This is a genomic window from Ornithinibacillus salinisoli (assembly GCF_042684965.1).
GTDB lineage: Bacteria > Bacillota > Bacilli > Bacillales > Amphibacillaceae > Ornithinibacillus > Ornithinibacillus salinisoli.
Map to the genome: position 1 here is coordinate 1 of NZ_JBHUMI010000019.1, position 12,234 is coordinate 12,234.

General features: G+C 35.2%; 15 protein-coding genes. 4 read left to right on the forward strand and 11 right to left on the reverse strand.

Annotation, left to right across the window (positions count from 1 at the left end):
• The first annotated feature begins 1 nt into the window (after position 1).
• Positions 2-82 carry an IS3 family transposase gene (locus ACFSTA_RS16530; RefSeq protein WP_377554970.1) on the forward strand — a complete coding sequence of 27 codons (81 nt, stop codon included), beginning with the start codon at positions 2-4 and terminating at the stop codon, positions 80-82.
• Positions 83-336: 254 nt separating this feature from the next.
• On the opposite strand, the gene ACFSTA_RS16535 is transcribed toward ACFSTA_RS16530, so the two are convergent.
• The 10 genes from ACFSTA_RS16535 to ACFSTA_RS16580 form a co-directional block, all read right to left on the reverse strand.
• Positions 337-1,077: an alpha/beta fold hydrolase gene (locus tag ACFSTA_RS16535; RefSeq protein WP_377557936.1), complete on the reverse strand. Its 741-nt coding sequence runs from the start codon at positions 1,075-1,077 to the stop codon at positions 337-339.
• Between the two features lie 318 nt (positions 1,078-1,395).
• Positions 1,396-1,692: a hypothetical protein gene (locus tag ACFSTA_RS16540; RefSeq protein ID WP_377557937.1), complete on the reverse strand. Its 297-nt coding sequence runs from the start codon at positions 1,690-1,692 to the stop codon at positions 1,396-1,398.
• A gap of 129 nt (positions 1,693-1,821) precedes the next feature.
• Positions 1,822-2,427 (reverse strand): hypothetical protein, encoded by a 606-nt coding sequence (locus ACFSTA_RS16545; RefSeq protein WP_377557938.1) that lies wholly within the window; start codon positions 2,425-2,427, stop codon positions 1,822-1,824.
• A gap of 458 nt (positions 2,428-2,885) precedes the next feature.
• On the reverse strand, positions 2,886-4,121 hold the full coding sequence (locus ACFSTA_RS16550; protein ID WP_377557939.1) for an ABC transporter permease: 1,236 nt from the start codon (positions 4,119-4,121) through the stop codon (positions 2,886-2,888).
• On the reverse strand, positions 4,114-5,046 hold the full coding sequence (locus ACFSTA_RS16555) for an ABC transporter ATP-binding protein (RefSeq protein ID WP_377557940.1): 933 nt from the start codon (positions 5,044-5,046) through the stop codon (positions 4,114-4,116). Before ACFSTA_RS16555 ends, ACFSTA_RS16550 begins: the two co-directional genes overlap by 8 nt.
• 45 nt (positions 5,047-5,091) lie before the next feature.
• Positions 5,092-5,553, reverse strand: a complete 462-nt coding sequence (locus tag ACFSTA_RS16560) for a M23 family metallopeptidase (protein WP_377557941.1) — start codon at positions 5,551-5,553, stop codon at positions 5,092-5,094.
• 452 nt (positions 5,554-6,005) lie between these two features.
• The gene (locus tag ACFSTA_RS16565) at positions 6,006-6,872 is read right to left on the reverse strand and encodes an ATP-binding cassette domain-containing protein (RefSeq protein ID WP_377557942.1); all 867 of its coding nucleotides are present in this window, start codon (positions 6,870-6,872) and stop codon (positions 6,006-6,008) included.
• A gap of 3 nt (positions 6,873-6,875) precedes the next feature.
• Positions 6,876-7,277, reverse strand: a complete 402-nt coding sequence (locus ACFSTA_RS16570; RefSeq protein WP_377557943.1) for a GntR family transcriptional regulator — start codon at positions 7,275-7,277, stop codon at positions 6,876-6,878.
• 31 nt (positions 7,278-7,308) lie between these two features.
• Positions 7,309-8,040 (reverse strand): hypothetical protein, encoded by a 732-nt coding sequence (locus ACFSTA_RS16575; protein ID WP_377557944.1) that lies wholly within the window; start codon positions 8,038-8,040, stop codon positions 7,309-7,311.
• 12 nt (positions 8,041-8,052) lie between these two features.
• Positions 8,053-8,781, reverse strand: coding sequence for a hypothetical protein (locus ACFSTA_RS16580; protein ID WP_377557945.1), 729 nt, complete (start codon positions 8,779-8,781; stop codon positions 8,053-8,055).
• 280 nt (positions 8,782-9,061) lie between these two features.
• Here ACFSTA_RS16580 and ACFSTA_RS16585 point away from each other — a divergent pair, with 280 nt between their 5' ends.
• Entirely contained in the window at positions 9,062-9,568 is a 507-nt protein-coding gene (locus ACFSTA_RS16585; RefSeq protein ID WP_377557946.1) for a DoxX family protein, read from the forward strand.
• A 555-nt stretch (positions 9,569-10,123) separates the two neighbouring features.
• Here the strand turns inward: ACFSTA_RS16585 and ACFSTA_RS16590 are convergent.
• Positions 10,124-10,501 carry a PH domain-containing protein gene (locus ACFSTA_RS16590; protein WP_377557947.1) on the reverse strand — a complete coding sequence of 126 codons (378 nt, stop codon included), beginning with the start codon at positions 10,499-10,501 and terminating at the stop codon, positions 10,124-10,126.
• Positions 10,502-10,650: 149 nt separating this feature from the next.
• Between ACFSTA_RS16590 and ACFSTA_RS16595 the strand changes: the two genes are divergently transcribed.
• On the forward strand, positions 10,651-11,247 hold the full coding sequence (locus ACFSTA_RS16595) for a superoxide dismutase family protein (RefSeq protein ID WP_377557948.1): 597 nt from the start codon (positions 10,651-10,653) through the stop codon (positions 11,245-11,247).
• Positions 11,248-11,476: 229 nt separating this feature from the next.
• A complete protein-coding gene (locus tag ACFSTA_RS16600) occupies positions 11,477-12,226 on the forward strand; it encodes a DeoR/GlpR family DNA-binding transcription regulator (RefSeq protein ID WP_377557949.1) in 750 nt (249 codons plus the stop codon).
• Positions 12,227-12,234 lie beyond the last annotated feature (8 nt).

Genomic DNA, 12,234 nt, shown 5'->3' on the forward strand with positions numbered 1-12,234 from the left:
TATGTACTTTTACAATCATGATAGGTATCAAAAAAAACTAAACGGCCACAGTCCTATGGAATACAGGACGATGGCCGCCTAAATCATTTTTATTATTTCCACTGTCTACTTGACGGGGGGCAGTTCACAATTCGAATTAGTTTGGATTTTTCTTTTGGATAGTTTTCGTACTTTGTTGCAAATCATATATAGACCCCGACATTACTTTTGCGTTGGTTTACTTTCACAATCTTATTCAATTGAGTGCTACAAACCCGATCCGGCAGAATACTTCGCTTACACTTCTACCATATGTGCGACATCTGTTTAAGCTCCTTTAGGTCGCTTTTACAGTGCCTACTTTGCCGTGTGCACTGCTTTAGCCATGGTGTTATTTGACAGAAATGTACCCAATATTTGGGAGTATAAATCTGGTTGATCTCTATGAACCAAGTGACCAGCAAAAGGAACAACAGATATATTGATATTAGAATTTAGACGCTTATAAGTTATGGCAGCAGAAACTTCTAGCTTTTGCTTTTCACCAACAATACATAGAGTTGGAATATTAAGACTAGAAACATCACCTGTCTTATCAAAGGGATAAAAATCATCATCATTGAAAGATTGAAGTAAAGTCTTCCAATCATTTTTCCCATGAATCTCATTTAAAAAGGATACAGCTTCTTTATTATTAAACAAATGTTCATAGTGTTCAGCTTCTTCTCTTAATAGTTCAGCCCAATTATTAGGTTCAACAGGGAATACTCCTGAAAAACTAAGAGACTTTACTTTATTTGGAAAACTCTTAGCAAATAGCAAGGCTGTAATTCCACCTAATGAAACTCCAGCAATATGACATTTTTCAACTTTTAGAAATTCCAAGGTATCATTTAAATCTGTAACACAATTAGTAAAGTAATTATCGATTTTTCCAACAGACTTTCCATGTCCCCTTAAATCGGGTCTAATCACCTTGAAATTCCGGGTTGAAAAGTATTCATTCTGTTCCTGAAATTCGGTTAATCCAGTCATTCCACCAGAGTGGATAAGAATTAAAGGATCTCCGTCACCACAAATATTAGTATGTAATATCATAAAATTCCCCCAATAAAAATTCTTGAATTCATTTTTTACACTTTTGCTTATTCAACTAAACTCCCCGTTTAAGAACGTTCCTTCACAAACTCTACATTTATTTTAACGTATAATTACAATTACTCACTTGGTTTATTAAATCAACAATGGCAAATTATAACTAAAAACACCTATCTTTTAGAAATCAGCCTTTGGAAAATAACATTGGTCATAGGTCCTAAACCATAATTTTTTTGCTTAATCAGATAAGATAGATACAGGCAAACCAATTCAAAGGATAAATGGAGCAGAGTGTCCCCCGTTGTATAAGTACAAATCTTATTTCTCAATAAACCAGACTGTAAAAATTAAGCTATTCATTACGAGTACTACCAACGGAAATAAAGATGTAAATACGGATATAACTATTTTCGATTTTTTACGCTCAAAATTGGCTTTGAACAAAAAGAAAACAGAAAGAAACACTAAAACAAATGTGGATGAGGTTCCCAGGAACAATAACTTTCTATTCGTTTCCCCTGATAACGTCGTCCAATCTTCGACATTAGATACAACGATTAAACCTATAAGTGCTAATGATATTGAGACTACAAACCATTTAATAAAATGATTCATTTTTATTACCTCCCTTGCAAATTTCTTATTCCAATAAGCCCAATATTTGAATGAATAGCTTTACTTAAATAATCCACAATCAATATCTGTTTTCTTAAAAATTCTTTTCTCGGAGGGTAGACTATACTTCTAGATATTAAAGGTAATATAACTCATTAATATGATGAAAAAAAATAACGCTTCAAGATTAATTATAAATGGATTTGGTTTTACTTTTGAAAACAACTTAACTCGTTTTATTAAACTTGTATCAAGCATTATAAATAAATAATAAAAAAACAGTAAACTGAATAAAAACATAAGACTTGCCATTAACATTTCTCCACTATTCCAGAAAGTGATACCTAAAAAGAATGCCCAAATACATTTAAAAACACCTGCTAAACTTTCGAACGGATTAGATAATGTAGCCATCATATAATCTGCATTTTTTTCCGTAATTGCCTTATCATCATTGTGTTTCACAATGAATGTAATATGACCTGTTTGAAGTGCCATTGTAATTACTAACATAAGTAGAAAAGTTAATCCAAATATTGTACCTATTTGTAGAAGTTCTGAATTAAGTAATTGATATAAAGCCAATGGTAAAGGAAGCCACATCGCATACATTAGTCCCATTAATATGTGCATGAATGCAAATTCTTTATTTTTAGCCATCTTTTGAAATGTAAAAACAATAACAAAAAATATTAAAACTCCTATCCAGCCAATAATCATTGTAGAAAATAACATATTAATCTCCCTTATCATAAAATAGGTTTTTTGCTTTTCTTGTTTCTTTAAACTTCCTGTTTAAGAACGGTCCCTCACAAACTCTACCTTTATATTATCATAAAATTACAACTACTCACTGGGTTTATTAAAATCAAGGATGGCAAATAGCGTACTAATTAACATAGTAGATAGCACGTAGGCGATTGTAGACATTATGTTATCTAGGTTGCAATTTTGTATGCTATCCAATAATCGTTGAGATATAAGAAAAAAAGAAAAGACCAAATCATATGCGATTTGGTCTGATAATTAGTGCGTTATTTCATATTTTGTACATTACGCGTCCCATTGATTGTAGTAAACGTTTGTATGAGCTACATCGTAAAAGAAATGGCCACCTTTTTCTACTTGCGATGGCTAAAAAGTCGCGGTGACCCATATCCTGTTGGGCCAAAACCGCAACAGAAGTTTTCACGTTATGATCGTATCCACTTCCAAATTTCACCGGGTGTTGCGTTTTTTCCATACATTAAAATACCAACTTTAAATATTTTACCGGCTAGCTTCATAAATAACCAAATACTAATAATGAGTACGACTAAGGCGATGATAACTTCAACCCATGGCCATTCCTCCAACATGGACAGTCGCATGATTAATACGCCTGGAGCTGTAAAAGGTACATAAGAAGCCACTTTGGCAACCATACCACTTGGGTCACTAAGTACTGGTCCGGCAAGGATGAATGAAATGAAAGGTAGCATCATCACCATACCTTGGAAATTTGAAGAAGTAGACATATCTGCCATTGTTGCTCCAAGACCAACAAAAATAGCGGAAAATAACAGGTATCCTAATATCGCGATAATGACTAGTAGTAATGTTTCAGGTACTAATAAGTACTCTAGTATAGGCATATCCACTTGCCATAATGCGATTGGTATAGCAAACAGTAATAAGACAGCTACTTGGAACATACCTAAAACGAAATAACCGATAATTTTTCCTTGCATTAACTCTCCAGGTGTCAATGATGATAAAATAATTTCAGCAATCTTATCTTTCTTTTCTTGTGAGGCGCTTTGGAAAATCATCATGCCTGTAATGACAATTGCAAATAAAATAACACCTGCAAAAACCCCTGGAATGATACGTTCCATCGTTGCATCAGATGAAGTACCTTCTTCCATATCTTCTGTAGGGGATTGTTCAACAGCAGTTATATCTTCAAATAGTACACCTTGTGATATGACTGCCATTTCTTCCTCTGATAACCCTAATTGTGCAATACGTAAACTTTGGAGTGGTTCACTTAGTCGTTGGACTTGGACTGAAAAATACGGGTCAATTTCCTCGCTCGTATATACAGGTACAACACCCTCTTCAAAAGCTTGTTCGCTTAAAAAGATATATGCTGTATTTTCCGTATTTTCCAATTCATCTTGTACCTCATCCTCAGTTAATTCTGTACGTTTCATTTCCCAGTTTAACTCGTATGTATTTGCTGCTTCCTGCAAGCTTGAAAATGTATCTAATTCATCGTTAACAAATACCGTTGTTGACTCCATTTCTTCTTCTGAATCATTAAAAAGATTTCCTACTAGAAAAAATACGAGAAAAATAGCAGGTGTTAAAAATAACCCAATGATGAATGTTTTGTTCTTTAAATTTCGCTTTATTTCCCATTTTGCTACTTTCATTGCATTACGCATTTGCTTCACCTGCTTCCCTTAGTAAGTTTTTATCTGTAGCAACATCGATGAAAATCTCATGAAGAGTAATGCGATTTAGCTTTAATTCTTTCACTACAAGGCTATCTGGTAGATTTTTTATCCATGTTGTAGGCTGGACATCCTTATCCAAATAGAGAACCGAAACATCGTTGTTTTGTTCTACACGATGTACGTGGGATATTTTCTCCAATGTAGAGCGCTCATTCTTCCCATTAATAGTACATTTGAAATTAGCATATTCTTTTTTTACATCATCTAACGTTCCATATATTACTTTTTGGCCGTTTTGAATCATGAATAAACGGTCACACATTTCCTCTACTAAGTTCATTTGATGAGATGATAGCAGAATTGCAGTACCTTTATTTGCAAGACTTCGAATCTCTTCCTTGAAAAGGTCCTGGCTTACTGGGTCGAGTCCTGAGAATGGCTCATCTAAAATGAGTAGCTCTGGTTCATGTAGTATCGAACCAATGAATTGCACCTTTTGTCCCATCCCTTTGGATAGCTCCTCAACAGCTACATTTTCTTTACCTTCTAAATCAAACTTTTTAAGGTATTTTAGTGCCCGTTCTTTTGCTTTATTTATTGGGTAGTCTTTTAGATCTGCTAAGTAAAGTAAGATATCCATCACCTTTACATTCTTATAAAGACCGCGTTCCTCTGGTAAATATCCGATTTTATGACGAGGAATTTCCTTTCCATTATTATTGTGAAAAATAATGGAACCAGAATCCGGATACATGATCCCCATGATATTTCGAATTGTTGTTGATTTTCCTGCTCCATTTGGTCCTAAAATAGCCATGATTTCTCCTTTACGAACGTCAAAGGAGATGTTCCTCAATGCCTTTTTGTCTTTAAATGATTTTTCAAGTTCCTGTACGGTTAACATAACTTCCATTCGTGGTTCACCCTTTCGTCTGTTCTATCTTTTCCTTCTTAATTCCTACCATACTAAACTATTTCTTGTAAGAAATCGGCCATTAAATGTCATCGGTATTCCAACCCCATCTTTTTCTGCGTGGATGTGTAGATGTGGTTCCGTTGTATTCCCCGAATTCCCAACTAGGCCAATGAGTGTCCCTGCTTGGATTTGATCCCCTTCATGAACAGAGACACTTCCTTCTAGCATATGTGCAATATAGACGACCACCTCCTGTTCACATTGAAGTGCAATATAATTTCCTTCTGGTTGATCTGGATTAGACTCTGGAGGAATCAGATCCGGTAAACCATCTCTAGCTTCTAAAACTTCCCCACTACACGGACTATAAAGTGGATCTCGGAAAATCTCATATTTCTCTAAGTCTTTTGGGTAAACTCCCTTTGTCCGAGTACCAAATTTATTTAATTTAGTAACATCTAACGCATATTGTTGGGGAAGGTACTCGTTGTGATAATTCATCATGGGATGACCTCCGCCGTGCCCAACATAATATGTCCCCTCCTGTAAAGGAAACAAAAGCTCTATTTCCTCTTCATCCGTTGTATAGCTACTAAGGATTAATATATTGTAAAACCCGAAGATAGCTATTAAAAACACATTTACCCCAATTGAGAATTTTTTCGTAGTTTTTGTGGCCGATTTAAATTTATTTTGTCTTATCTTCCGCCAAGAACGAAAAGTAGTAAGGAGGAGCAGGATTAAAAATATAAATCTTACATAGTAACTTACCCAATCCCAACGTCCGGATAAGAATAGCCACATTATAATCATCACTCCAGACAAGAGTAATGTTATCCATTCTAATCGACTATGGACATTAGACTTCCACAGCAAAATGAGAAATCCAGCGGGTAAAAGTAATTGTATAAATAACAGCTGGATAATGGAAAATATCATGGCCTCACCTCTAACGATTATTTTTTGATTGGTTTATCTAACAATATTGAGATAATCTCTTCTAAATCTAGAGCTGTACGATTCGTCCACTGTACGTTTTGTTCCTGGAAAAATGCTTCTGTCATTTCGGGTTGATTCGAAATAATCTGCTGATGATTACGTGAAACCTCGCCAGGAACTGGATCATTAGGCAATAGTGTATTTGTCCAATAACGCTTGTAGCTTTCGGTTAAAGCCTCTTTTTCAAAGTTACCAATCATTTCTCCGTTATGTAGTACGAATAAGTAATCGGAAAGTTTCCGAATATCTTCAATTTGATGACTGGCTATGATAATAGCTCGATCACCTTGATCCATCCAATCTACTAAAACATCCATTAAGATTTTTTTAGATGGAATATCCATGAAAGATGTTGGTTCATCAAGTATTAATAATGGTGCATTTCTAGGTATAGTTAATGCAAGATTTAATTTCTGTTGAACACCTTGGGACAATTTTCCAAACTTTTTATTTAGTGGAATGTTAAATAAATCAACCAACTTATCAAATAGTGTATCGTCCCAGTTTACATATAATGAAGAAATTAATTCCTTAAGGGCATTGCCAGTGAAAACATTCCACCCAATGATTGTTTGAGGTTGATAGGCAACGAGATTTTTCCAGCTTTCATCTTGACCGTAAATGGATTGAGAGAATACCTTAACATATCCCAGATCAGGGTTAACTAAATTCATCATGAGTTTTAATAAGGTACTCTTACCGGAGCCATTGTTGCCAACTAAAGAAGTAATTGTTCCAGGTTCTACTTTTAAATCTATCGGTCCTAAATGAAAATCATCAATTTGCTTCCTGATATGAGAAACTTCAATGGCATAAGGCATCATTTATCATTTATCTCCTTTCTTCTTACGATGGTTATTTATAATTTCGGTAAAGATTCCCTCAACTTGATCGAGAGAATAGTCGTAACTAAGTCCTACTTCTACAGCATTTTCAATTACTTTGCGAACGGAAGAAACTTTTACTTCTTCTTTGAGTGATCCTTCAATTTCCGCTACGAAGGTTCCTTTTCCTTGTAATGTTTGGATAAACCCTTGCATTTCCAAGTTTTGATATGCGCGTCTAGTAGTAATGACACTAATCTCCAAATCCTTCGAGAGTGTACGAATGGATGGGAGCGAGGTTCCTGTTGGTAAATGCCCACCGGCTATTAATGCCTTTAATTGGCTTTCAATTTGATGGTAAATTGGTTCCCTCGAATCTTTGGAAAGCCTAATAGGTAATTCCACGTTACACCATCCTTTCTTTGCAATGGACTAGTTAGAGATAATCCACTTGATTCATCGTTTTTTTCATTATAGCTTTCCAATACTGTATTCCCAGACATACAAATACAATGGAGATCGTAGTAGATAGAAATGGATACCTTTGAGCTATTATCATGGACCATTCAACAATCCCATGCTGAAAAAAGATTGGAAAAGAAGCTACAAGTAATAGGAGGGCAATAAGTACGAAGAAGCCTAAAAATACTGTAAGTTTGCCAGTATGACTAGCTTTTGTACCAGTATCTGTTGTAACAACCCCATATCCTACGTAGATTCCAAAGGATAACCAAATTATGATAAATACGAAATAGCTAACAGGAGAAACAGCAAGTTGGATTTCTTCTGATAAAATGTAAATCAGGACTAAAGTTAACAATTGTATGGGAAACGAATGAAAGAAATATAAAATTAGCCTACTTTTAATAATTACATCTTTCGTTATAGGAAGATTTTGGATCATGACTATAGAAGGTGATGCCCATAAGTTTCCGTTAATTTGCTGATATTGAAATTCTTTAGGTTTACACCATGTAGGTACAAACGTAAATAACAGAATGAATAATACATCCGCAATACCAACGGCACGATCAGACATGCTGTAAGTAAATAAGATCAAGCTTGTATAAACTGTAAAAACAATTAATAGAGAGAAAATACTTTTCCAAAATGACATTTTCCATTCTAAAAAAGCAATTGATTTAGCCTGTTTCCAGCTCCCGAGCACGTTATCTCCTCCTTACATGTAATCTGTTTTTTCCAGGCTCTTTTTCATATTGCGTATCCATAAATTGAAACATAGGAATGCAATAATAACGGAAACCAATGTGGTTAACCATGGCCATCTTTGTGTAAGATAAATTGATCCATCTATAAGTCCATAGTTGAATTCATTTCGGATAAATATTATTGCAGTTGTGGCAATAAAGTATAAAATAATTCCTCTTAAAAGATCTCTGATGTAAGAGTACTTTCTTCGAATTTCAACCTTGATTAATACATTTCCAAATAATACTCCTAACGATAACCAAAATATAATAAAGGCAATAAATGATCCAACATGTAACAACTCATGTAATGATGAAAGGAAATACAAACCAATAAGTATTAGAATTTGAAATGGGACAGTGTATAAAAAGTGAATGATAAATCTACTTTTTATCATCGTATCCTCATTAATAGGTAACTGTTTTTGCATGATTAAAACTGGTGACGCCATTATATTTGAATTTATCGGTTGGCTTTGTAGTTCTTTTGGTTTTAAGAATGTTATCGCTGCTAAGAAAATTAATAGAAAAATTGCCTCGCTACGAACTTGGCTACTGTCTAAATGCCATTCGAGTAATTTTACAACAACGAATTGCATCACAAGTAAATAAATGAGTATAGAAATGATAGATATTCTTTCGAAAGCCTTTAGCTCAAATTTGGCTAGCGAGTAAGCTTGTTTCCAGTTATGTAAAAGCATAGGGTAACCTCCTAAAACATAATCAACTGTTATACTGTATATATGTATATAAACAGTATAACGCAAGCAAAGAATATGTCAACGGAAAAAATATCAATGTAACCCATTTTGATTTCGAAAATGCATTCACGATTTTGACATATTCAATGAATTAATTGTGAAACAATGAACAATTAGTATTTACTTAATTTAAATTAGATGGTATTATCAAAGTGTAATTAGGAAACACACTCACTATATATTGTGAAATGGTGAACAAACGATAAAGGAGATGGAAAACATGATGAAATTCATTCGGAGTAATAAAATTTTCGCGGGAGTATTAGCAATCATTCGAATATATATTGGATATAGCTGGTTCACAAGTGGTTTAGGGAAAATAACAGGTGGAGGGTTTGATGCAAGTGGCTTCTTGCATGGAGCAGTGGCAAGTGCGGGTGGCGATCATCCAGCTGTACAAGTCTGGTGGGCAGCATTTCTAGAAGCAGTTGCAATTCCAAACGCTGGATTATTTAGCTTTTTAGTAATGTGGGGCGAAGTATTAGTTGGAGCAGCATTAATACTAGGTATCTTCACAAATTTTGCAGCATTAATGGGTATTACAATGAATTTCGCATTCTTGTTCAGTGGGACAGTAAGCACAAATGCACAAATGGTGTTACTAACCATATTTTTAATCGTAGCTGGATATAATGCAGGTCGTTACGGTTTAGACAGATGGGTGATTCCATTTTTGAAAAACCATACACCTCAAAAAAGACAGTATAAAGAAACAGCAGTAGTATGACTCTAGAAAACGATTAAGAAGAAGTGTTTTAGTCAAAGAAAAATCCTAACTAATCAATAAAATTCGAATGGAGAATTAGTTAGGGTTTTTCTTTTAGGATGACTTGTATACTTTGTTGATAATCAACAGCTACGTGATTTCCGCTACGGCAGCATTGCATCGCACGAAGAAATTTGGTTTATATTTTCGTGGAGTCTTCGTATTCTGCCTCCGCTGATGGTGATTTCTTGTTTAAAGAAAAGTGTTACTACTTCACTAGCGTAGGAAATACACGAAGACTCCTGCGGGAGAAAAGGCATCGGTGAGACCCCACAGTGCGTAGCACGAGGAGGCTCATCAGCCGCCCGCGGAAAGCGAAGTGTATTTCCGAAGCGGTATAGCAGCGAGCGTTATATTAATTCACAATTTGTAATCAGAGCAATTTTTGATATGTTACTGCATAGTTTTCATCAACTAAGAATAAAGCTCTTACCGTTGAGAAAGTGGCACTCCAAATCCTATCGTGTTGTCGTTAGGATTTGGAGTGGAAAGCTTTAGTTATGCTCCATCCTTTTCCTATCCACAAACATAATCAGCTAATACACTCTGGACCTTGTAGATGTTCAGTTGTTTGTTAAATGTCTTTTCGATAGGGGTAGAATTTCCTGATACCCAAATTTTTAATTCTGCGTCTAAGTCAAACGTTCCTGCAGTTTCAATTGAAAAGTGTGTGATGTTTTTATAAGGTATGGAATGATATTCTACTTTTTTTCCAGTTACCCCTTGCTTATCTACTAATATCAGACGTTTGTTTGTGAACACAAACAAATCACGGATAAGTTTATAAGCGTGTTCAACATTTTCTGAATTGGAGAGAAGTTCTTTAAGTTCCTTCTCAGCCGTTTTTGTGTCTACCTCGGATGCATTTCCCATCATGCCATCAAATAATCCCATGAAAATGACCCTCCTTATATTCAATACCCTTCTTATTATATCAAAAAATAAATGGTGAGGTATGAGTTTCAGTAATGTTTCTCATGTTTATTCTGTCAGTAACTTGTAAACAATGGTTAGGAATACATCTACTCTTGGAGGGATATATTTTGAAATTACAACGTATAATCTGTTTTCTAATGGTACTTATTATCTTAAGTGCTTGTGGAAATGCAGATGATAATGTCGAGGATATACAGGGACATGGTGAAGACGACCCTGGGATGGAAGCGATTAGTAATCTAGATGAATCCAAAACAACGATTCTGGTATCTATGGTAAATACAAGTGGAGACATTATCGGAGAGGCAATGCTAGAGCAGAAGAAAGATGGAGTACTTATTGCACTAGAAGCAACGCAGCTTTCTCCGGGTATTCATGGATTCCATATTCATGCAGTTGGAAAATGTCAGACTCCGACCTTTGGCTCTGCTGAAGGACACTTCAATCCAACAAATGCAAACCATGGCTTTAATGACCCAGAAGGACCACATGCGGGAGATTTACCCAATATTGAGGTAGCTGAGGATGGTACTGTTAAAGCAGAAGTTCTAGCAGAGTTAGTTACTTTAGAAAAAGGAAAAGAAAATTCCCTTCTTAAGGAAGGTGGTACTTCGCTTATGATTCATTCAGAAGCAGATGATTATGAATCACAGCCTTCTGGCGATGCAGGGGAGCGAGTAGCTTGTGGTGTAATTGTAGAGTAATACGAGGAGGCTTCCTAAATTTGGGGAGTCTTTTTTTATGAATAGCAAAAGAAGGCAATTAAAATGTTGAACACCACACGGAGCTATCAAACGAAAACCACTATAACTATATACGATTAATATGATAAAAATTAACAGATTCACTTGACATTTTTGTTATAAAGTAACATAATTGCGTTAGTAATTATCAAAGTAATGTTTAAAATTAACATTGTGAAGGGCTGATCCTATGCAACCAACTGAACGAAGAGACAGGATTATGCAGCAGGTGAGAAAAAACAGCAAAGTTGAAATTGATTTCCTTGCGACAGAGCTCAATGTATCACCAATGACGATTCGAAGAGACTTAGATCAGCTGGAGGAGGAAGGGCAGGTTATCCGGATTCATGGGGGAGCTGTTTTGCCGAAACCGCTCATTACGGAAACCCCTTTCTTAACAAAGGAAAGTAGAAGAATAGAGCAAAAAAGAATCATAGCTCAAAAAGCGCTTTCTTATATTAAAGATGGTCAAACAATTTTACTAGATTCAGGAACAACTACATTAGAGTTAGCTAGACTTTTACGTAATCGTGAAAATGTAACGGTTATTACAAACGATATAAAAATTGCAGCTGAGTTAGTAGACAGTACGTTGAAAGTAATCGTAACAGGCGGCGAACTTCAAAATGATGTGGGAGCATTATTCGGTCCGCAAACCCATCAGCTTTTAAAGACTATTCATGTGGATCTATTTTTCTTAGGGGCGCATGCTATCGATTTAAATGCAGGTGTCACTTCACCAACCTTTGAGAAGTCGCTAGTAAAACAGCTTATGATTCAAGCTGCAGACAAAACCTGGCTAGTTGCCGATTCAAGTAAGATTAATCAGAAGGCTTTTTCGAAAGTTTGTGGCTTAAACGAACTAACTGGATTTATTACAGATGAGGATATTGCTGATAATGATAGAAACATATTATCTGAAACAATAGATATTTTATAACAAACGAG